Source organism: Bradyrhizobium sp. BRP19, assembly GCF_020194195.1.
GTDB classification, from domain to species: Bacteria; Pseudomonadota; Alphaproteobacteria; order Rhizobiales; family Xanthobacteraceae; genus Bradyrhizobium; species Bradyrhizobium yuanmingense.
Genome location: NZ_JADYVZ010000009.1, coordinates 118,393 through 140,188 on the forward strand (window position 1 = coordinate 118,393; position 21,796 = coordinate 140,188).

At 59.5% G+C, this 21,796-nt stretch carries 20 protein-coding genes and 1 pseudogene; 7 read left to right on the forward strand and 14 right to left on the reverse strand.

The window, feature by feature from the left end; all coding sequences use genetic code 11:
- Positions 1 to 2: 2 nt before the first annotated feature.
- Positions 3 to 248: a DUF2274 domain-containing protein gene (locus tag I6F36_RS25150; protein ID WP_225137027.1), complete on the forward strand. Its 246-nt coding sequence runs from the start codon at positions 3 to 5 to the stop codon at positions 246 to 248.
- Here I6F36_RS25150 and I6F36_RS25155 read toward each other — a convergent pair.
- From I6F36_RS25155 to I6F36_RS25200, 9 genes are all read right to left on the reverse strand, one after another.
- On the reverse strand, positions 215 to 1,174 hold the full coding sequence (locus I6F36_RS25155) for a LysR family transcriptional regulator (RefSeq protein WP_225137025.1): 960 nt from the start codon (positions 1,172 to 1,174) through the stop codon (positions 215 to 217). The genes I6F36_RS25150 and I6F36_RS25155 overlap by 34 nt on opposite strands.
- A gap of 85 nt (positions 1,175 to 1,259) precedes the next feature.
- On the reverse strand, positions 1,260 to 1,892 hold the full coding sequence (locus I6F36_RS25160) for an acyl-homoserine-lactone synthase (RefSeq protein ID WP_225137023.1): 633 nt from the start codon (positions 1,890 to 1,892) through the stop codon (positions 1,260 to 1,262).
- 83 nt (positions 1,893 to 1,975) lie between these two features.
- Positions 1,976 to 3,136: an autoinducer binding domain-containing protein gene (locus I6F36_RS39890; RefSeq protein ID WP_346656674.1), complete on the reverse strand. Its 1,161-nt coding sequence runs from the start codon at positions 3,134 to 3,136 to the stop codon at positions 1,976 to 1,978.
- A gap of 66 nt (positions 3,137 to 3,202) precedes the next feature.
- Positions 3,203 to 4,441: a kynureninase gene (gene kynU, locus I6F36_RS25175; RefSeq protein WP_225137021.1), complete on the reverse strand. Its 1,239-nt coding sequence runs from the start codon at positions 4,439 to 4,441 to the stop codon at positions 3,203 to 3,205.
- 9 nt (positions 4,442 to 4,450) lie between these two features.
- Positions 4,451 to 5,326 (reverse strand): alpha/beta hydrolase, encoded by an 876-nt coding sequence (locus I6F36_RS25180; RefSeq protein ID WP_225137019.1) that lies wholly within the window; start codon positions 5,324 to 5,326, stop codon positions 4,451 to 4,453.
- Between the two features lies 1 nt (position 5,327).
- Entirely contained in the window at positions 5,328 to 6,239 is a 912-nt protein-coding gene (locus I6F36_RS25185) for an ABC transporter permease (RefSeq protein ID WP_225137017.1), read from the reverse strand.
- Positions 6,240 to 6,249: 10 nt separating this feature from the next.
- Positions 6,250 to 7,029 (reverse strand): ABC transporter ATP-binding protein, encoded by a 780-nt coding sequence (locus I6F36_RS25190; RefSeq protein ID WP_225137015.1) that lies wholly within the window; start codon positions 7,027 to 7,029, stop codon positions 6,250 to 6,252.
- A 65-nt stretch (positions 7,030 to 7,094) separates the two neighbouring features.
- Positions 7,095 to 8,081: an ABC transporter substrate-binding protein gene (locus I6F36_RS25195; protein ID WP_225137013.1), complete on the reverse strand. Its 987-nt coding sequence runs from the start codon at positions 8,079 to 8,081 to the stop codon at positions 7,095 to 7,097.
- Between the two features lie 30 nt (positions 8,082 to 8,111).
- Positions 8,112 to 8,921 carry a tryptophan 2,3-dioxygenase family protein gene (locus tag I6F36_RS25200; protein WP_225137011.1) on the reverse strand — a complete coding sequence of 270 codons (810 nt, stop codon included), beginning with the start codon at positions 8,919 to 8,921 and terminating at the stop codon, positions 8,112 to 8,114.
- A 279-nt stretch (positions 8,922 to 9,200) separates the two neighbouring features.
- On the opposite strand from I6F36_RS25200, the gene I6F36_RS25205 reads away from it, so the two are divergent.
- From I6F36_RS25205 to I6F36_RS25230, 6 genes are all read left to right on the forward strand, one after another.
- A complete protein-coding gene (locus tag I6F36_RS25205) occupies positions 9,201 to 10,265 on the forward strand; it encodes a carbon-nitrogen hydrolase family protein (RefSeq protein WP_225137009.1) in 1,065 nt (354 codons plus the stop codon).
- The gene (locus I6F36_RS25210; RefSeq protein WP_225137007.1) at positions 10,258 to 11,361 is read left to right on the forward strand and encodes a cupin domain-containing protein; all 1,104 of its coding nucleotides are present in this window, start codon (positions 10,258 to 10,260) and stop codon (positions 11,359 to 11,361) included. Before I6F36_RS25205 ends, I6F36_RS25210 begins: the two co-directional genes overlap by 8 nt.
- Positions 11,362 to 11,385: 24 nt before the next feature.
- Complete coding sequence (locus I6F36_RS25215; protein WP_225137005.1) at positions 11,386 to 12,297, forward strand: fumarylacetoacetate hydrolase family protein; 912 nt, start codon at positions 11,386 to 11,388, stop codon at positions 12,295 to 12,297.
- A gap of 56 nt (positions 12,298 to 12,353) precedes the next feature.
- Entirely contained in the window at positions 12,354 to 13,133 is a 780-nt protein-coding gene (locus tag I6F36_RS25220) for an Asp/Glu racemase (protein ID WP_275970698.1), read from the forward strand.
- Positions 13,134 to 13,191: 58 nt separating this feature from the next.
- Positions 13,192 to 14,103 carry an IclR family transcriptional regulator gene (locus I6F36_RS25225; protein WP_225137003.1) on the forward strand — a complete coding sequence of 304 codons (912 nt, stop codon included), beginning with the start codon at positions 13,192 to 13,194 and terminating at the stop codon, positions 14,101 to 14,103.
- A 553-nt stretch (positions 14,104 to 14,656) separates the two neighbouring features.
- Positions 14,657 to 15,070 (forward strand): hypothetical protein, encoded by a 414-nt coding sequence (locus I6F36_RS25230; protein ID WP_225137002.1) that lies wholly within the window; start codon positions 14,657 to 14,659, stop codon positions 15,068 to 15,070.
- A 102-nt stretch (positions 15,071 to 15,172) separates the two neighbouring features.
- On the opposite strand, the pseudogene I6F36_RS25235 reads toward I6F36_RS25230, so the two are convergent.
- The 5 genes and pseudogenes from I6F36_RS25235 to I6F36_RS25255 form a co-directional block, all read right to left on the reverse strand.
- Positions 15,173 to 15,503, reverse strand: a pseudogene (locus tag I6F36_RS25235) (hypothetical protein); the annotation flags it as partial.
- A gap of 51 nt (positions 15,504 to 15,554) precedes the next feature.
- The gene (locus tag I6F36_RS25240; RefSeq protein WP_225137000.1) at positions 15,555 to 15,773 is read right to left on the reverse strand and encodes a hypothetical protein; all 219 of its coding nucleotides are present in this window, start codon (positions 15,771 to 15,773) and stop codon (positions 15,555 to 15,557) included.
- A 1,708-nt stretch (positions 15,774 to 17,481) separates the two neighbouring features.
- The gene (locus I6F36_RS25245; RefSeq protein WP_157285577.1) at positions 17,482 to 17,910 is read right to left on the reverse strand and encodes a heme-binding protein; all 429 of its coding nucleotides are present in this window, start codon (positions 17,908 to 17,910) and stop codon (positions 17,482 to 17,484) included.
- Entirely contained in the window at positions 17,903 to 20,878 is a 2,976-nt protein-coding gene (locus I6F36_RS25250; RefSeq protein ID WP_225136998.1) for an FAD-binding and (Fe-S)-binding domain-containing protein, read from the reverse strand. Before I6F36_RS25250 ends, I6F36_RS25245 begins: the two co-directional genes overlap by 8 nt.
- Before the next feature lie 99 nt (positions 20,879 to 20,977).
- Entirely contained in the window at positions 20,978 to 21,724 is a 747-nt protein-coding gene (locus tag I6F36_RS25255; RefSeq protein WP_225136995.1) for a GntR family transcriptional regulator, read from the reverse strand.
- Between the last annotated feature and the right edge of the window lie 72 nt (positions 21,725 to 21,796).

Consider the following 21,796-nt stretch of genomic DNA (forward strand, 5'->3'; position numbering starts at 1 on the left):
GGATGCCCAAGCTCAGAATAGGAGCGCTGCCCGATGACAAGCCGGTCAAGGTCGCCACTGAACTTCCAGCGTCAGTGCATCAAGATCTCGTCGCCTATGCAGAGGCCTTGACACGCGAAAGTGGGCAGCGCATCGAGCCCGCAAAACTGATCGCGCCCATGCTGGCGCGCTTTATGGCCACGGACCGCGGATTTGCAAAAGCGAGACGAGCCGGTCACACCCCGAGAGCCGGCGGAGGCGAGGGATAGCGTTCTGCTAACAGATTGAGGAAACGCTTCAGAGCCGGATTCTCATTGTCGTCGCGCCAATGCGCATAGAAGTCCAGCCGGCTTGGTCCCGTTCCGTCCTGCAATTCTCGGTACACAAGGCCGGCGAAGCTTGCACCAATATCCGATTCCATAGCCAGACTGAGTCCTATGCCCAAACTCGTCAGACTCTTGATGATGCCACGGCTTACGTCATGACGTTCTACCTTCGGCCGATCGTTGGGTAACACGAGCTTCGAAATCAAGAGATCCTCGAGCTCTCTTCCTGGATCATATTCACTTAGCAGGATCTTTTCGTTACGCAAATCGGTCCAATAGATGATCTCGCGTGCTGCCAGGCAGTGATCCTGCGGCAACGAGATGAGGATGCGTTCACTCCAGAGCAATAGAGACCTTGTATCCTTTGAAGGTAGACGTCCGGGGCCAACGACAACGTCGATGGTTCCATTACGGAGGGCATTCATCAGACGGAAGCGGGAGCGTTCCGACGTCGCCAGTTCGAGCTCTGGGACCAGCTTCTTGAACTCACCTATCGTCGCTCGCAAATTGCCCGCGGACATAGACGTGAAGAAACCGACGACAAGGTGCCCAGTATCGCCGCGACCACCGGACTTTCCGATGTCAACGAGCATGTCCACCTGCTCCAGGATTAGCCGTGCAACGCGCAAGACTGCGCGGCCGGTCAACGTAGGCTTGATTCCTCCGCTTGAGCGCTCAAACAGTGAAGTTCCCACGAGGTGCTCAAGCTGACCGACAGCACGGCTGAACGCGTTATGCTTGATTGAAAGCGCTTCTGCCGCTCGGCGAAAGCTTCCGTAGTCACAAGCGGCAACCGCGAGCCGAAGCTGTTGCAGATCAATAGCTCTCGCTGAGTTTCGCTGATTATTCCTGATCTCAGTTTCGGTCATGTTCATGGTTCAGTAGCAGACGGCAAGATACGGCGACCCCGCTCAAGGCGGGGACGTGCATATCGCTCGTTTGGCATGACCGCTTCTAGGCGGCTGCGAAGATTACCGGTGTCCAGAGGACCGGTGTCGAAAGACCGCCGGCCTTTCTTAGGCTGGCCAGAATATCGCGCGAAATCGCGAGGTAACCGGCCACGGCAAGGGTGTTGCCGATCGTCGAAGGATTGCCGATGCGTCGCAGAGGCCAGCCGGCTCGTCGAAGGATTCTCTCCATTCGGATATCCGTGACGGTAACGATGTCGGTGAGTTGTCGTGAGAGCCCGAACTCGACCATTCCCGCAAACAGCTCGTAAGCGGCACGAGTGATCGCGTGATCTCCTTTCGGGGCATCCGCAGCAACATCGATTGCGAATCGACTACTTTCCCAAACGAGAGGGGTCGAGGGCGCGGGGTTGCCTTCGATAAGTGCGCGAAAAGTATCGCGAAGCATGGTCGGGCCAAGCGTTGGAAGCAGACGAACGGACCCTTGCACTTGGCCGTTTTCACCTACCTGAACTAGGTAGTGGGGATGCAGCGCATCGAAATCGTCGGTTTCCATTTCGCCACTGGTCTGAACTTCCCATGCCATGCGCAGCTTGAAAACACGATGCCGCAACCGATGCATCTCAACGAGAGTGTCGGAAAACTCTCCATAAGAAGATGGTGTGATCAGCTGAATCATAATCCCTCCAAAGGTGTTCATCACCTCTTTGAAGCGAGATTATTGACGCGAATCATTACCTGTAGTTGTAGGGGAGGCATGCCCTATTTCTGCTTGCTTTTATTTGCAGCGGCCAGGCGCGTCACCGCTTGGGCGATCGTTCGAACACCCAGCTTTTCCTTCGCGTTTTCTAGGTAGTATGCCGCTGTGTTGCGCGAGATGCCGAGGATGCATCCGATCTCCCAAGCGCTTTTCCCTTGTGAAGCCCATTCCAAGCATTCGAATTCCCGAGGAGACAAGCGTATGCCCTTTATAGCACGTTCGTTCGCAAGCTTGCGGCGAACGTGGGCATGGAAATGCATCGCCATAAGCTGAAGAACCCGCGCATGCGAATCAATGCACCTTTCGAATTGCGGCCGTTTCGCGTCGACGGCAAAGGTCAGTGCAGCGATTGGACCGTGCCCATCGTGAATTGGGACGGTAAATCCAAACCGGATTCCGAATTGCGCAGCCTCATCGAAGAGTTGCTGCTGCGCCATCGAAGTCAATCTCGATCGGAAATCACCTCCCCAGCGGAAGGGTTCGGGGGTCTGAAGCGCCTCTCTGATGACAGGATCGATCATTTGATAACTGTTACGCAGATAACGCGCCGTCCACCGCGACGGATACGTGGAAATTAGGCGAGGCTCGTCGTTTTCTGAACGCTGCAAGGCGAGGTAAGCAAAGCAGGACAGATCCAGAGCGGTCGCTGTGTCCGCCATCGCATTGGAAAAGTCCTGAAGATCTTCTGCGGTGGACAGAAGATCGATAAAATTCTGAAAGACGCGATGCATTGCACGACCTGCGCATGTCCCTGAGCTTAAGGAGGCTTTCTCGACCTCTTGACCAATGGCGACTTGTACCGGCCGCGTCTCAAAGAAGGGGCGTGGGCAAGTCGCGCGCCAATTAGACTGCCTGGTTTCCTGGAGGAATCGCTCGCCTCGCGGGCGTTGGCCAAAAAGTTGCGCGCCAACGCGATGCTCAAGGCTCCGCACACCCCTGCTCACGCTCGATTGCTGCAGGTTCAGCGCATCGGCCGCGCGGCGGAAACTGCCGTGCTCTGTCGAGGCCAAGGCACACCTGATCAACCGAAAATCAAGAATACCGTCAGGCTCCAGAGACTCGTCTCCTCTTCGGGAAAACTTTGGGTTTGCACTCCCTCCTGGACCTAACTTCTCCTTCAGCAGGAGAGATGAGGTTGATGTTAGCCGCAGCGAGGATGGCAAACTTTAGGGCGGCTAGCCCATCTCCGGCCTTCCGCGCCGACAGTTGGACGCACGGAAACAACAAGTTCAAGTCACAGCGGCACTGACCTTGAATGTGTCGACATCCCATAGTTTGTTGGTCAGGATTGTCCTCAGCCGCGCCACGGCCGCAGCGACATCGGAATATCGCAGGTAAAGCGGTGCGAACCCAAACCTCATAGTGTCGGGAGCGCGGAAGTCCCCGAGGACGCCATTCGCCGCCAGCGCCCGCATCACTGGATAGCCATAGCTCAGACCGAACGAGACATGGCTGCCTCGTGCGCTTGCGTCGCGCGGCGACTGCAACTCCAGCCCAAACTGGATGCACTCCTGTTCTACGAGTTTAATGAACAACTCGGTCATGCGCCTTGACTTCTCGAAGACGTGGTCGAGATCCACTTCGGTCCACAACTTCAAGGCTTCATCCAGGGCAGAAAGGCTCAGCACGTGCGGCGTACCGCAAACGAAGCGTTTGATCGCTGCGCCTGCTTCGTATTCCGGGATGAAGTCGAAGGGGCGACTGTGGCCCATCCAGCCCGTGAGGGGTTGTGATACCGAACTCACCAGTGACGGTGCGACCCAAACGAAGGCTGGCGCACCCGGACCCCCGTTGAGGTACTTGTACGTGCAGCCAACCGCAAAATCGGCTCCCGACTTTGCCAGTTCCACCTTAACTGCGCCGGTCGAGTGCGAAAGATCCCAAACGACCAGCGCACCGCGCGCGTGGGCTTCGCGGGTCACCCCCGCCATGTCCTGTATTTTGGATGTCCGGTAATGAACGTGACTGAGCAACACCACTGCGACATCGTCCGCAAGGTGGTCCGCGATCCGGTCTGTCGACGGGAAAAATCGAATCTCGACGTCCCTACACAACTCAGCCAAGCCTTCGACAATATAGTTGTCGGTCGGAAAGTTGTCGTGCTCTGCCAGAATCACCCGCCGGCTAGGGCGTAGTCGTAACGCGGCGGCCAAGCATTTGAACAGATTCACGGAGGTGCTGTCGCCGACAGCTATTTCCCCGTTACCGACACCCACCAGCGAGGCAATGCGATCGCCCACGTTTACCGGCATCCTGATCCAACCTGCTTTGTCCCAACTGCTGATCAGACCCTCGCCCCACTCCCTACCCACGGTCAGGGAAGTGCGTTCCGCGACAGCCCTCTGCAACGGGCCGAGCGAGTTGCCATCGAGGTAAATCATGCCTTCGGGGATTTGAAAAAACTCGCGATAGCGAGCCAGTGGGTCGGCTGCATCGAGTGCGTATGCCATTGCGACAAGATCGGTCATGTCTTTTTCTCAGGCAGCGGTGTCGACCACGCCCGCGACGGCGCGGAAGGCCTGGCTGGTTGGGTCGGTGAGATCTAGAAGAATGCTGAAGTGGTCGGCCCCGGCGATTGTGCTGTAGCTCAACGAGCCACATGCGTTGCCCCAGTTCTGAACAAGCAAACGCGACTGACGAATGAATTCCGGACTTTCCAAAGCGCCGACTAACACGCGACCTACGGTGCCGGGAATGGGGGCGCGGAGTGCCGGCGAGAGCAAACGGGCCTCGTCATCCCCAATGTTGATCGCGTCGTTCACATAGGACTGACGGATAGGGTGAAGGTCAAAGACGCCGCTGATTGCGACAATTCCGGCCAGCTTTTGCTCCTCCTCGCCCGCTAGGGCTAAGCATGCCGCCAGATGACCGCCGGCCGAATGGCCGGAGACCACGATCCTTGCCGGGTCACCTCCGAAGTCGGCTGCACGAGCCCTCACATAGCCGGCGGCCTCCCGGATCTCTGCTACGATCTCACTAAGCGAGACCGTCGGAGCGAGCGAATAGCCTGCCGCGATGTAGATCCAACCCGCCTTAACAAACGCCGGCCCAAGGAAATGGAAATCGTCCTTGCTGCCCTCTTGCCAGAATCCGCCATGAATAAAGACATGGACCGGACGAAGCTGCGCCCCCTTCCTGTCGCCATTGGTGAAAACGTCGAGACGCTGTCGGGTCTTTTTGCCGTAGGGCAGGTTCAGGAATGCAGCCGACCCCGACTGTTGACGAGCTTTCTCGGACAGCGCTTGCCATTGTCCAAAAATAGCTGGCACATGCAATGAGGAGCGGCTGGGCGAAAGCTGCAGATCCAACTCGGCTTTCTCGGCTGGAGGGGCGGCCAAATCGAGCGTCTGCATGTCAGGCTCTCACCTTTTCCCGCATTGCTGGTGCGGTTCCGCGCTTTCGCAAAATAGGTAGCGCCAGCGCGACCAGGACCAGCAGACCGGTAGCGAAGCGGAGGTCCGAGGGCGGGAGCCCAATCGCCAGACAGACCGACACCATCTGCGGATAGAGGATTGATCCGACGACCGGGGCGGCCAGTTGATTTATGACGCGACGTCGCCCTAACAAGCTTTCGCCAATGATGAGAGAGGCGAGGCCGTTGACGAGAACGCCAATACCCATGCCGACGTCGACGAAGCCCTGCGACTGCACGAGGAGCGATCCACCAAAAGCAGAGCAGGCACCCGCTGTCGCGACGCCGGCAACGGTTATCGAACCAACGCTGACACCATAAGCTTCAGCCATCTCCGGGTTCGAGCCGGCGGCGCGGACACCCACGCCACGCTCCGTCAGCAATAGGTAGAGGAGTAGGAAGAAGACCGTCGCGACGAGAAGACTCAGCACAACGATCTTTCCCGCAAGGGAGCCCGGACCGAAGTATGCAATGCTGTTAAACAAGGTCGGGTATTTGAACAACGCGACGTTCGGTCGACCGAGGATATGGAGATTGAGCGAGTAGAGCATGGTCATCACCAGAATGCCTGCCAGCAGCGAATTGATGCGAAAGCGCAGGTGAATGATTGCGGTGCTAGCGCCGGCAAGCGCCCCGCCCACAGCCGCCACTGCCATGCCCACCATGGGGGACAGCCCGCTTGCTAGGAATGCTGCGCAGATGCTGCCGCCAAGAGGAAACGCACCCTCCGCTGTCATGTCCGGAAAGTTGAGGATACGAAAAGGCAGCATGATCCCTAAGGCCACAAACGCATAGATGAGACTTTGCGCCAGAGTGATCGGAATGAGGTCGTAAAAGCTCCAGAACGCCGTCATGATGGTGCCCTCAACTTGCCAGCAGTATCTTGTCGTCTTTGGTGTGGAAGCGATCGATAAGATCAGAGACAGTGTGCTGTCTCTTTGCTTCGCCCGAAGTCGAGTAAATGATCTGGCCCGCTTCCATCATCACCAGCCTGTTGCCGCAGCGGATCGCCATATCCATGTCATGAGTCACCATCAGCGCTGTCAGCTTGTTGCGTTCGACGGCGTCCAAGGTGATGTCGAGAACGAGTTGCGCCGTTCTCGGATCGAGCGCAGCGGTGTGCTCATCGAGGAGCAGAATCCTGGGCCGCGCCATGACGGCCATGAGCAACGACAGTGATTGTCTTTGTCCGCCTGAAAGCAGTGATACCTTCGCGTCGAGCCGGTCCTCGAGCCCGAGCCGGAGCGTCCTTAGCCTTTCTCGATAGGCGTCACGTCTGGTTGGGCTCAGTCCGAGTGTGAACCGCGCGGGTCGAGGGCGCAGTTCAGCCATGAGCATGTTTTCTGCGATTGTCATCTCCGGCGCCGTACCCAGCATGGGATCCTGGAAGACACGGGCGACCCAGCGCGAGCGCCGATGCACTGGCATCGCGGTGACGTCGCGGTCATCTATCCGGATCGATCCCTTGTCGGGAATGATCTTGCCTGCAACACCGTTCAACAGTGTGCTCTTTCCAGCGCCGTTGCTGCCGATGACGCAGCAGAAATCGCCCTCGTTGAGCGTAAGATCTACGCCCTTAAGCGCATGCTTTTCGTCAAGCGTCCCAGCAAAGAACCTCTTGTCGATGCCTCTGATGGCTAGCATTTCTTCCTCCCTTACTCTGACCACGCACCGAGGCAGCCCTAACCGGTCACCCCGGCGCGGATGATTCAGTCGACCATGCAGTTGCAGGATGAGAGGGAGGCTGGGAGCTTGAGGCCGAACTTCTCCATCTGCCTGGCACTGATCACCGGCTTGTGGTCCTTCGGGGCCGGTTTGGCGACCGGGATGTTTTCCGGTTTCTCGCCCTTGAGAATACGTGCAGCCAAATCCGCAGCGAGCCGTCCGACGCTGGCGTAATCGACCGCAAACGAAGCCAGGAAACTATCTGTGCGCACGTTTGCGTCATTTGCCGAGATGACCGGAATTGCAACGGACTGCGCTGCAGCCGCCACGGCGGGCTCTGATGATTGCAGCAGATTGGACGTCATGACGTACAGAACATCAGCGCGACCCTTGAACGCGGAGATTCGCACCGGAATGTCGTTGACCGTTTCGACGCCGATCTCGACCACCTTAAAGCCATATCTGGGCGCCAGATCCTTAATGATCCGTAGCACCGCGACGTCGTTATCTTCACCCGGGTTGTAGGGGACGCCCAGCCACTTGGCGTCCGGCAGCAGTTCGTGAGTGAAATTGAGCACGGCGTCGATGTCTTGCAGGTCCGAGGCGCCGGTCATGTTCTTGTCGCCTCCTTGCCAGCTTTGAACAAGGCTTGCCTGAACCGGATCGCTCACTGCGGCAAACACGCCAACCGCATCGGTGTTCTGCAAGATCGCTTTGGCCCCTTGGCTGACCGGAGTAGTGATAGTCAGGATCAAATTCGGCTTCTCAGAAAGCAGCTGGCCGATCATCTGTGGAACAAGGGAAGGGTCGAAATTCACCTGCTTCAAATTGTAGGAGACGTTTTTCCCCTCCTGGTGCCCTAGCTTGCTCAACTCTTCTTTGAACGACTCGGTGATGAGATCGAGCTGCGGATGGCGCCCGAATTGCGCTATCCCGATTTTTGCGACTTCGTCCGCATGCGCGACGTCGCCAAACATGGCTGTCAGCGAAATCGCGATCGTGCCCCAGAGGCTGGTTCTTCTCCAATTCATTGGCTCAGTTCCTCATAGATCGTCCGATCATCAGCGCCCGGACGGTGCGCTCGTTAATCGGCCGCCTCCAGTGCCGCCCACTTCCCCGCCGGCGCTCAGCGTCAACTCGTGTCGAAGCTCCCAAAGCTCGGGGAAAAACAGAAAGTTGGCGGTCGAAGCGAGATAGTCCTGACCGATAGTTCCGCCGGTTCCTTTGGTGCGCATTCCTATCTGGCGCCGCACCATCAGAATGTGGCTATGTCGCCAGGACAGGAAGCGGCGATCAAACTCAAATGCGTTTTCGGCCAATGTGAAAAGTTCGAAGAGCTTCCATCTATCGCGGTAGATCTCGACGAGTGAGTGGTCCGAGTTTCCGACGGCGGCAAAGAACGCCTTGCGCAAAGTTATCGGGTAGCCCTCGGCGAGACCGGGCCAAGCTTTGGCCACGCGCTGGCGGTAAGCCTCTCCTGCTGTCTCACAGAGTCCACACATGACCTCCAGTTCGCGAAACTGCCGGGACTGCATCCCCGAGGCACCGGTGAGATAGCTCCGAAACTCTAGGAAGTCCGCCGCGGACATAGTTTCGAGAACGGTCCAATGCCCTTCCGCCAGCCTCATGATTTCGGCGGCCCGCTTCAGGAGCCAGTTCGCCCTTGTCAATTCGCCCGCAGACAAGTGCTCGATAATCCGCTTCATGTCGAAGATCAGGTGCTTGAACCAGATCTCCAGCGCATGATGCGTGGTGATGAAAATGTGCTCCTCGGGATGTGGCGTGATCTGCCGCATCACTGAAAGCAACTGCTCGAGTTGCAGGTGATTCACGTAACTGAACTGCTGATCTGTGAGCTTGGCGTCCGACATGCTCTACCGTCTCCTCCGACGCCTCACCGGCGTTTAATAATGATGTGCTAATTCAGCATTATTGTATATAAGCCGTCCCTGTCAATCCGCCAAAACGGCGCCTGCGCCAATCTTTCCCGCTGGCGCACCATCCACTTCAGGAGGGAACCGTGCAACTTGCATGGCCGCTGCGCGAACTCTCTCGCGCTGCCGCGTTAGACGCGAGCGGTCTGAGAACTTGACTCCAATTCATTATCGTTGTTTATTTACAGTAATATTGTACAAAGTGTAGGCTCACAAATGCTCCCTGTATTTCGCGCCGCCGCCATCCAGGCCTCACCGGAGTTCCTGGACAGCGCAAAGACGATATTGAAAGCGGTGGACCTGATCGGGGAGGCGGCGCGGCACGGCGCTTCGCTAGTCGCCTTTCCGGAGGTGTTCGTTCCTGGGTATCCTTATTGGAGTTGGATCACTGACCCAGTAACGGGAAGCGCATGGTTCGAGCGGCTTTCGCGAGCCTCCATATTAATCGACGGTCCGGAGGTGGCGACGTTGTGCGCGGCCGCACGCGAGCACGGTGTTCATGTCGTTATCGGCGTCAACGAACGTAGCCCGATCAGTTGGGGCGCCATGTACAACACCTTGCTATTCATCGGCCCTGACGGAAGGCTGCTGGGCCGGCACAGGAAGCTCGTTCCGACCTGGGCGGAGAAGCTGACCTGGACCAACGGCGATGGTTCTTCGCTCTTGGTTCATCAAACCGCGATCGGTCCGCTCGCCGGGCTGGCCTGCGGCGAGAACACCAATACGCTTGCGCGCTATGCTCTGCTTGCTCAGGGCGAGTTGGTCCACGTCGCAAGCTACATTGCACTGCCTGTTGCACCGCCTGACTACGACATGGCCGATGCGATCCGGCTACGGGCTGCGGCTCATTCCTTTGAAGGAAAGCTGTTCACTGTCGTGGCCTGCTCGACCATCTCCGAAGAGATCATCGCTGCGATGGAAACGATCGTTCCGGATGCTCGGGCGCGACTGAAACGCAAGTCGAGCGCATTCTCCGGGATTATAGGGCCGGATGGACGTGTCGCGGGCACACCGCTGATCGACGACGAAGGCATTGTTTATGCCGACATCGATCTCAGCCGCTGCATTCAGCCAAAGCAGATGCACGACATCGTCGGCCATTATCAGCGCTTCGACATCTTCAATCTGCGGGTGAATGCCGCGCCGCAGGAGCCAGTGTCGATTCGCAACGATCCCGCCTCGATTACCTCTGGTGGCCGAGACAGTCCCGGCCACGACCCCGCTGGGGAGGAAGCCGGTCACTTTGCAGAGACCATGAAGAGGAGATTGTCAAATGCGTGAAGATGTTGCGGGTCGCTCTCACGTCGAGGACACTCAGGAACTGCTTTCCTACTACAGGGAACTCGAGGATCTGGACGCCGGAGCACTCTGGACAGTGGCGAACAAAATTGAGCCCTGGTTTCCGAAGTCGACGTCGGTGCCGGTCCTTTGGCCCTACCGTCGCCTGCGCGAACATGTCCTTCGCTCGGTGGCGTTGGTAACGCCAGAGAAGGCCGGCCGACGGGTGATCTACCTGTCCAATCCCAACCGTCGCGACGTTTCGGCAGCCGTGGGCTGGCTCTATACCGGCCTTCAGGTGATGAACCCGGGCGAGGCGGCTTCGGCCCATGCCCATTCGGCTTCCGCTCTACGCTTCATCATGGAAGGGTCTGGCGCTTATACGATCGTCGACGGCCACAAGATGACGCTGCGCCGCAACGATTTCGTCCTCACGCCGAATGGCGCCTGGCACGAGCATGGCGTGTCGGCCGACGGCAGCCCCTGCATCTGGCAGGATGGGCTGGACATTCCGTTGATGAACGCGCTCGAGGCGAACTTCTTCACCGTCCATCCAGACCTGAGGCAGAAGGTCACCTATGAGATCGACGACTCGACCCACACCTACGGCGCTCCTGGCGTACTACCTGCTACAGGCACCTGGTCGAAACCCTACTCGCCGCTCTTCAAGTATGAATGGGAGCCGACCTACGAGGCGCTGACCAAGTACGCCATGGCAACCGACGCTTCGCCCTATGACGGCGTCCTGATGAAATACGTCAATCCAGTCACGGGCGGTCCCGTGATGCAGACGATCGGGGCCAGCATGCAATTGCTGCGGCCGGGAGAGAGGACAAAGGCGCACCGGCACACTGGAAGTTTTATCTATCAGTGCGCCAAAGGCAGTGGCTACTCCATCGTCGATGGAAAGCGCTTCGATTGGCAGGAGCGCGACATCTTTTGCGTCCCATCATGGGCAATCCACGAGCATGCCAATGCGTCGGACAAGGAGGATGCCTGCCTGTTCTCGTTCAACGACCTGCCGGTCATGCATTCGCTCGGCCTCTATCGCGAGGAGGCCTATGGCGAGAACGAGGGCTATCAGCCGCTCGCCGGTTAAGCCACGAAACATCGGAGAAGAAACGTGCGGTTGATTACATTCCGTGCCAACCCTGCCGATAAGTCAAAACTAGGCGTCGTGATCGGGGGAACCGTCCTCGATGTCGGGGGGCTGGGTGCTGCGTCCGGCATTCCCCTGGCGGATGACATGCTTGCCTTCATCGATCAGGGTCCTGCCGCACTGGGAGCGCTTCGCAAAATCGTTGACGATACGGAGCGGGCCTTGCCGGTCGGCGCTGCGCTACCAATCGAGAATGTCAGGGTACTCGCTCCGATCCTGCGCCCACGCAAGAACATCTTTGGCATCGGGCTCAACTATATCGAGCATGTCGCAGAATCGAGCCGCACCTTGAACACGTCGAAGGAGTTACCGAAACAGCCAGTGATCTTCTCCAAGCCGCCCACTACAGTAATCGGACCCGGCGATGCCGTGCATCACGACGCCAAGATTACCAAACAACTCGACTGGGAGGTGGAATTGGCCGTGATCATCGGGCGGACCGCTCGCCGGGTCCGAGCCGAAGATGCGCTCAGCTATGTCTTTGGCTACAGCGTACTTATTGATATCAGCGCGCGCGACAACCGCCGCGCTGGCCAGTGGATCTACTCGAAGGGCCAGGACACCTTTGCGCCCTTCGGTCCAGCGATCGTCACCACAGATGACATCCCCGATCCACATGTTCTGGACCTCTCGCTATCCGTCAATGGCGTCGAGAAGCAGAACTCAAATACGCGGCACATGCTATTCAACGTCAACGCGCTGATCTCCGATATCAGCCAGGGCATCACGCTCGAGCCGGGCGATATCATCGCGACTGGCACGCCGGACGGCGTCGGCGCTGGGCGCGACCCGCAGGAATGGCTGCGGCCGGGTGACGTCATCGAGGCCGAGGTGGGAGGCATCGGCAGGTTGCGCAACCCTGTCGTCGCCATCTGACGTCCAGACAGACAGTCTTCACCTGAGATTTTGCACGTGACCCGGGACAGGACACCATGACTGCAGACAAAGTAATACGCATCGGCCAGATCGTGCCCAGTTCCAATGTGACCATGGAGCGCGAGATTCCGGCGATGCTGCGCGCGAGAGAGAGTGTTCTTCCCGAACGCTTCTCTTTCCACTCCGCGCGCATGCGAATGAAGAGCGTCACAAAGGACCAACTGGCGGCGATGGACCGCGATTCCGACCGCTGCGCCTCCGAATTATCGGATGCGCGAGTCGATGTTCTCGGCTACGCCTGCCTGGTCGCGATCATGGCGATGGGCAAGGGCTACCATCGCATCTCGCAGGAACGACTGCACGGCCGCACCGTGGAAAATGGCGCCCCTGCGCCCGTTGTTACCTCCGCCGGCGCGCTTGTCGACAGCCTGAAGCTCATGGGTGCAAAGCGTATCGCCATCGTCGCTCCGTATTTGAAGCCGTTGACCAAGCTGGTCGTCGATTACATCGAGAGCGAAAACATCTCCGTCAACGATTTCATCGCCCTCGAGATAGAAGACAATCTGGCAGTCGGTGCACGAGACCCGCTGGCCCTCGTCGACATCTACAAAAAGCTCGATATGAAGGGCATCGACACCCTCGTCCTCTCAGCATGCGTCCAAATGCCATCGCTAGCTGCGGTGCCCGACGTCGAGGCCGAATGTGGTGTACCCGTCGTCACTGCCGCTATCGCCACAACGCACCAGATGCTGACGGCGTTAGGCCTCGAAGCGACACTCCCCAACGCGGGCCACCTGCTTTCCGGAGCCTTTGCCCAGACAGCTCCCATCAACTGAATTGCGATCGCGGGACTTAGAGGACTCCGTTGCCCGTTTGCCCCCCGGATTGTAAGACATGGACCACTCCAAGGAGAACCCCACCGACATGGTGGCGGTTCGCGCAACGGCCCCGGGAACGGCTCAAGTGGATAAAGACGGATCTAAAAAGAGTGCTCGGAAAGGCATTCAGTCCATCGAAATTGGATTTCGGGTAATCGACTTCCTGGTTACCGCCGGGCGGCCGCTGCCCCTAAAGGAAATTGCAGGGGGCACGGGCCTATCCGCGAGCAATCTGCATTTCTATCTCGTCAGCCTGCTCGGCATCGGAGTGGTTCATCAGGATGCCAGCACCGGGCATTATGGCCTTGGTCCATATACGCTGAAACTTGGAATTGCCGGCCTTGAGCAGTTCGACATCTTCACAGCCTCCCGCGATCGGCTCGTCGAACTGGCAAACGACATCGGGCATAGCGTTTTTCTCGGCGTTTGGGGCAATCACGGCCCGACGATTGTCTTTCGGGCCGATGGTATCCACAGTCGCTCCGTTTTCGAACTCCGCGTGGGCAGTGTACTCCCGATCCTGAGATCTGCCTTGGGACGGCTGTTTTTGGCGTACCTTCCCGAGGGCATGACGTCCGCCCATGTTGATGCGGAACTGGTAGACCTATCTCAGCGCCCTTTGCGGACCGAGTTGGCCGACATCCCGCGCAGTTGGAAGGAGGTACGCGAACTCGTCGCGACGATCAGGGAAAAGGGAATTAGTCGCAACCGATCCAACCTGCTATCTGACTACACTGCGATCTCGGCTCCCATCTTTGACCATACCGGCACAATCATTGCAGGTATCACGGTGATGGGCCTGCGAGGTGTCCTGGATGACGATTTGGCAGGACCAAACGCTATGGCGATTCAGTCTCTGGCCCGCGATATCTCCAGCGATGCCGGCCAAAGAACCACAAGTTATATCCCGTATATTTCAAAAACTTAGCTAGAGGGCGGGGCGCAGCCCTCCACGACGCTATTATTTTGAGCCGAATTCCGGCGGCCTTTTCGGCTAAGACTTTCTCCAAGGCGGTTCTCAGAAGTCTAGCCGCAAGACGAAGAGGTCGATCTAGCCGATGGGCCAGATAGACTCAACTAGGTGTGTCGCCCTCTGTGCAGGCTTCAACACCAAGCTCAATCTACCATTAGTCAACTCTTGCTGCACAATCCAGTACGGAAGTCGCCTCCTCTCTTGCTTGCGTCACACCGGCATACGTCGATGATAGTCGATGCGGAGCGCTGGGGTGCTGTTAAATCCACCTCTGGATCGGGCGGCGATGGTGAGAGCGTCTTCCACAGCGGTGGTGATCACGCGGGCGATGGCAGCTCCGGTGGCGATCACTGAGCGTGCCGAGCACAAGCCTGCTTTGGGCCAGAAGCGGGCTCGTTCGTCGTTCAATACGAGGCATTCCGCTAACAATCATTTAGCAGTTTTAAGATGACCTAGGCTTCGAGGTGCAACTACCAATTGGTGGCCCGTGGCATCACTGGACAAGTTATTGGACGATTTCTCCTATGCCGGGGTTATCGCAGGCCTCGGAGCCCTTGGCTTCTTCCTAGGGAATCTCGTTCTCAATTTTGGCCTTTGGCAGCTGGTCGTCGCCCCAATCATTGGTGGGGGATTGGGTTGGCTCTGCGGTGCTTGGGTTCTCAAGGAGAGGCGCCTCGCGGGATTGTATGTATTTCCCGCACTGATGTTGCTCGATTGCTGCTGCTTCATAAACGACTCTTTCGCCTACTTCGCAAGCAAGAGCCGCCTCGGTCTTGCCCTGGGGTTTTCAGAGGTGCGGTTCTCCTATAATCAAGACAATTCCGATATCCCCATTCCGCTGAGGACGAAGGTTCTGCATATATACCCAGCGAGCATTCTGTTTATTTTGCTCCTCTTCGCCCTCGTACTAGTAACTCGTTAGGCCGGTCGGCGATGCCGCGTTGCGTTTAGCTGGAATGAAGATGTCCTTGCACAATTCTCCCTTCTGACGGACGACGACCGGGTCGGCGCCACCGGATCGGCCCGGGAAGCTATTGGCGACGCTCAAAGCGTGTTCCTCGTCAGTCTCAAGAGCTATTTTTTGAGCTAGCATGACATCGCCCTGGACCAAACCACCCACCGGGACGAAGCACCACCCCGTGCCAAGCCGCCCGTATTCATCAATTTTGTTGACGTTGCCGGACCTTCCCCGGCGTATGCGGTACCGCTTTCCGCTATCGCACCCCACGACATCGAAGTACCCCTTCCTTTCGAAGTCGACTCTTTGCTGTGGCGAAAGAACGCAGCAGTCGCAGCCCCCGAGCCTGGACCGTTTTCTCCTCCTTTGCTGCTCGATAAAGCCTACCAACGGCCAGGCTCCGGCCCGTCCACCGGCCGATGCGACCGAACCTTCTCGTCACTGCTGCTCACCCCACAAGCCGCGGGAAGAACAATGTCTCTTCGGCGGTCGGATCGAACGCCGTGATCCTGGTTGCCTCACCAGGCCCCGTCCGCACTGCAGCGGTATATCCCTTGCTGGTAAATTGCAGAAAAAGCTTCTCCGCCTCTACCAGTGCTTCTGCATTGGAGTTGTCGAAAAAGTGCCGGCTCTCGCCGCTGTGATCCATCGCGATTTGCACTGCCATGGCTGAGACTCCCGATTGCACTCTCATGCAATGTGGAACATGCACTTCCCCGTTCCTAATCGTTCGAAACGTCGGCGAGACAGTCTGGGTAAGTGGAGTGGATAGAGACGCCAGCAAACTATGAACTGCATCGATTCACCTTTGTTGTGGCCGGAACCTGAGATACCGGGAAAACTTGGCAGACCGGGCTGGCACCATATTGCACCTACCTCTTTCACCCGGCCTTTTGACACGGCGCAGGCCGCAGCGATTCAGCTCGCTGCGGCCTTTCCGTCGAATTGCCAGCGCGGTCCGCCGGCTACGGCGACCTACGTCCGAGACTCGTCCCAAATGACGCGAGTAGCCCGGTCCGCGAGCGTCACACTGCTGTCCGCATAAAGTGGCGCGTCGAGCGACCTTAGCCCATACTTGCCCATGCTGTGCGGCCGAGCTTCCTTGTAGTGCGCGCTGATGAACTCGCGGACCTTGGCCAGCGACCTGATCGCGCTGAAGCGAGTCCTCCACGATTGCTAGGAAGATCATCTGAATTACGTCGTCCCTGACGTCGTGGAGGGAGGTAACGTGGGACCAGGTTGGCGATCTGATTGAACTCAATCCTCTCCGGAGTGAGCACAATCTCTCGCGGTGGGGTTGGTTGGACGCCATCCAAGGCCGAATTGGACGCCATCGCGGACGATATCCGGGAAGAGGGGTCTGGTACGCCGTGGTTGAGATTTTGGGATGGGATGCGGTCCAACGAACCGGTGAAGCGATTGCAAGCTTCAGCGAGCGCTGCGAGTCAAAAACGAAGGTCGGAAGAGGCAGCTCGGCGGCTTCTGACGGAGAACGCGAAGTACTTTACCGCGGAAACGTCTGTTGAAACTGAGGTGCTTTGCGAACTGGAGTGGGATGAAGAAGCGGGAGCCAAGCTTCTCTGAGGCCGGAACGCGGGGTGAACAGAATCCCCGGTCATTCCCCGCTTGTTGCTGCTTAGTTCTGCTCTTTCGTGCCTGCACCTGCCGAACAGGCCTGAGCACGAATCTAAAAAAGTACCGGATTTTCAGTGATTCTGATGGTGGGCGCACAAGGGATCGAACCTTGGACCTCTCCCGTGTGAAGGGAGCCCTCCTCGGACGCGCAGCATTAGGACCGCCGGGCTCAGATCAAGGCTCGCATCAGGTAAGCTGACCACCGATTGACCACCGAAACCTCTTGAACGGACGGCGATCAAGGTGGTCAATCGCGAGCAAACTTCATTGTTTTCATTGATCTTTTCGTTTGTTACTTACGTTCGGGACGCAGGGGCCGCAGGTTCAAGGAAGCGCTGGCTCGCAATTTACAACTCTGCTGTAACCCACCATCGATCTATATAGCTGCGCTATGGCCGTCTTTTACATCTAAGTACCTGTGGTTGTTTAGAAGACATCAGACTCTTAGTCAGCAGGTCTTTGGCTGGGGCCCTTCAACGGCTTGACCACCGGTTAACCACCGAAACCCCGTGAACGAACGGCGATGAAGGCGGTCGACCACGCGCAAGGTTGATTGCTTTGTTGATCCTCTTTTGTTTGCTACTTACGTTCTGGACGTGGGGGGGGCGCAAGCCTAGAGCTCACTCTGGGTTGCTGATAGCCGATCGATTTGATTAAGCCCGATTTCCTGCCTGACTTCGTTGCCAGAGCACTGCTGTGCCCCACCAAATAGAAGACTTACCTAGCAAGACCGGTCTAGGCTAACCTGCGTTCGCCTTTAACCCCGCCGCCTGGATGCCCGCGACGGCGCAGGCCTCGTCGTTGTCCGAGGTGTCGCCGGAGACGCCGACCGCGCCGAGCAGGGTCGCGCCGTCCATGATCAACACGCCGCCGGGGACCGGCACCAGTGCGCCCTTGGCAATCGTGTTCACGGCATCGACGAAATAGGCCTGCTCCTGCGCGCGCTGGAACAAAGCGCGCGAGCCCATGCCCATGGCCAGCGCGCCATAGGCCTTGCCATGCGCGATCTCGGCGCGCATCAGGCTGGTGCCGTCCTGCGCCGCCGCGAGCTTGAGCACGCCGCGCGCGTCCAGGATGGTGACGACCAGCGGCTTCAGCTTCAGCTCGCCGGCCTTCGCGAAGGCGGCGTCGAGGATTTTTCGGGCGGTGTCGAGCGTGAGGTCAGCCATGGCTGGTTTCCTTTGCAGCTGGAGAGGTGGCGTTGGTTTTTGCGCGATCGAGGCTCATGGCCAGCACGCGCGCGACGTGAAGCGCCTCGCGCTGGGCGCCATCCTGGATCTGGTGCCGGCATGAGGTGCCGTCGGCGACGACCAGCGCATCCGGGTCCGCGCGCCGCACGGCCGGCAGCAGTGACAGCTCGGCCATCTCGATCGAGGCATCATACGTGTCCGCGCCATAGCCGAAGGCGCCGGCCATGCCGCAGCAGCTCGACTCGATGGTCTTGACCTCAAGGCCCGGGACGAGGCGCAGCACCTGCTCGACCGGCTTGAAGGCGCCGAAGGATTTCTGATGGCAATGGCCGTGCACCACGGCCTTGTCCGCGACGATGCCGAGCGGCAGTTGCAGCCTTCCGGCCTCGGCCTCGCGTGCCAGAAACTCCTCGAAGGTCAGCGCATGGGCGCCGATCGCCTTGGCGTCGTCGTCCTTGCGCAGCGAAGCGAGCTCGTCGCGCAGCGTCAGGAGGCAGCTCGGCTCGAGGCCGACGATCGGCACGCCGCGCGCTGCATAGGGTGCGAAAGCCGAGACCAGCCGGTCGAGCTCGACCTTGGCTTCGTCGACGAGCCCGGCTGACAGGAATGTGCGGCCGCAGCACAGCGGACGGTTGCCGCTCGCAAGTTTTGGCAGATGCACGCGATAGCCGCCGGCCGTGAGCACGCGCAGCGCGGCGTCGAGATTCTCGCGCTCATAGATGCGGTTGAAGGTATCAGTGAACAGCACGACCTCGCGACCGTCCGTAGGCCCGACGCTTTCGGACGGCGGCACGAACACATCGCTGCGGAAGGCGGGGAGGGCCCGGCGCGCGCTGATGCCGGCAAACCGCTCGAACAGCCTTCGCAGCAGCGGGCTGCCGTTGCGCAAATTCGCCAGCGTCGCGAAGCGCGACGCAAGGCCGGCATAGCGCGGCAGATATCCGACCAGCCGGTCGCGCAGCGTCAGGCCGTGAGAGGCGGCGCGCGCGGCGAGCACCTCGATCTTCATCTTGGCCATGTCGACGCCGGTCGGGCATTCACGGCGGCAGGCCTTGCAGGAGACGCAGAGTTTGAGCGTCTCCATCATCTCGTCGGAAGAGAGCGCATCCGGGCCGAGCTGGCCGGAGATCGCAAGCCGCAGCGTGTTGGCGCGGCCGCGCGTGACGTCCTTCTCGTTGCGCGTGGCGCGATAGGACGGGCACATCACGCCGCCCTCGAGCTTGCGGCAGGCGCCGTTGTTGTTGCACATCTCGACCGCGCCCTGGAAACCGCCGCCGGCGCCGGGATAAGCCGACCAGTCGAGCTTCGTCTTCAGCTCGCCGACCCGATAGTCGGGCTTGAAGCGGAACAGCGAGCGGTCGTCCATCCTGGGCGCATCGACGATCTTGCCGGGATTGAGCAGGCCGGCAGGATCGAAGCGCTGCTTCACCTCCCTGAAGTCGGCGACGAGGCGCTCGCCGAACATGGCCTCGTGGAATTCGGAGCGCACCAGGCCGTCGCCGTGCTCGCCGGAATGCGAGCCCTTGTACTCGCGCACCAGGGCGAAGGCCTCTTCGGCGATGGCGCGCATCGCCTTGACGTCTTTTTCAAGCTTCAGGTTCAGAACGGGGCGCACATGCAGGCAGCCTTCGGAGGCGTGCGCGTACATCGTGCCGCTGGTGCCGTGCTTGGCGAAGACCTCGTTCAGCCGCGCGGTGTAATCGGCAAGGTGCGGCAGCGGCACCGCGCAGTCTTCGACGAAGGAGACCGGCTTGCCCTCCTGCTTCATCGACATCATCACGTTGAGGCCGGCCGCGCGGAAATCGGCGATGCCGCTCTGCAGAGCCGGCTCGGTAATCTCGACCACGCCGCCCCATTTGCGCGTGTCGTTGTTCCAGCCAAAGCCGAGATCCGCCATCAGCTCACCGAGCTGCTTGAGGCGCACGAGGTTGTCGGCTTGGTCCTCTTCGGCGAATTCGACCACGAGCACGGCGTCCGGATCGCCCTTGATCGCCGCGGAGATGACGGGTGCGAACATCGCGATGTCGCGGCCGAGCGCGATCATGGTGCGGTCGACCAGCTCGACCGCAATCGGCTTCAGCTTGACGAGGTGCTGGGCCGCATCCATCGCCTCGTAGAAGCTGCCGAAATGGCAGACGCCGAGCGCCTTGTTGCGGATCACGGGCCACAGCTTCAGCTCGACCTTGGTGGTGAAGGCGAGGGTGCCTTCCGAGCCGACCAACAGATGCGCCATGTTGTTCGGCGCGTTGCGCGGCACCAGCGCATCGAGATTGTAGCCGCCGACGCGGCGCTGCACCTTTGGGAAGCGCGCGGCGATCTCGTCGGCCTCGCGGGTGCCGAGGTCGAGCATGTCGCGGAACAGGGCGCGGGTGCTGTCGCCGGCCTCGAGGTCGGAGAGATCGCGCGCGACCTCGCCGAAACGGCCCAGCGTGCCGTCGGCGAGCGATGCCTCCATCGACAGCGTGTTGTCGCGCATGGTGCCGTAGCGCAGCGAGCGGCCACCGCAGGAATTGTTGCCGGCCATGCCGCCGATCGTGGCGCGGGAGGCCGTGGAGACGTCGACCGGAAACCACAGGCCGTGTTTTCTGAGCTGACGGTTGAGGTCGTCGAGCACGATGCCAGGCTCGACTACGCAGGTGCGGCCTTCGACATCGAGCGACAGGATCCGGTTGAGGTGCTTGGAGAGATCGACCACGAGGCCGTCATTGACGGTCTGGCCGCATTGCGAGGTGCCGCCGCCGCGCGGGGTGACCTTCAGCCCCTCGTCGTGCGCAATCGCCAGCGCCCGCAAGGCCTGGCCCATGGTCTTGGGGACCACCACGCCAGCCGGCATGATCTGGTAGAACGAGGCGTCGGTGGCGTAGCGGCCGCGGCTGAAGCCGTCGAACAGCACGTCGCCGGTCAATTCCGACCGCAGGCGCCGTTCGAGCGAGGAGGCGTTCGTCATCCCTGATCCCGGACTGACCCAGCGGGGCTCAGTCTTGCTGAGTTATTCATTGTGGTTCCTAGCCGACTATATTGTGAATGCAAAATGAGCCGGGCGCCCTCAAGGCGATGCCGGCAGGCCCTCTTGGGGCTCGGTCAGGTGCTCGATCGCGGCCGTCCGCTTGTTGCGCAAATGCTGGAACAGGATGTCGCTGAGTTCACTGCCGGCGCGGCGGCGCAACGCATCGAGGATGGCCTCGTGCTCGCGCATGGCTTCCGCCCAGCGCTGCCGCTTGCGGGCGAAATTGGCGGAGTAGCGGACGCGTCGGATCCGGCCGGCGAAATTGGCGTAGGCAATCTTCAGCGTCTCATTGCGCGCGGCCGCGACGATGCTCTCGTGGATGCGCTGGTTGGCCTGGAAATAGCCATGCATGTCGCGATGCAGGTAATGGCCGTACATCTCGTAGTGCAGCTGCTCGATCGCCGTGATTTCCGCATCCGTTATGGCTTCGCAGGCGAGGCGCCCCGCCAGGCTTTCCAGGCCCGCCATGACGTCGAACAGTTCTTCGAGGTCGCGCTGGCTGAGCTGGCGCACGCGCGCGCCGCGGTTGGGCAATAGCTCGATCAGGCCCTCGGCGGCGAGCACCTTGAGCGCCTCGCGCAATGGCGTGCGGGAGATGCCGAGCATCTCGCAGAGTTGCCGCTCGGGAACGCGCGCGCCTTCGGGAATGTTGCCTTCGACCACGTAGTCGCGCAGCCGCAGCAGGATCTCGCCATGCAGCGAGGCCTCGTGACGGTTTTCCTGGCGATCGCCATTGCCGGGGGACGGGGTGATCGGAACCCCATTGTCGGGAATCGTGGATTTCATTTGCAGCACAGTAGTTTGCCCGGTTGATCGCGTCGACGCTCGCAATCGAATACCAGATTTCGATTGAAGGGA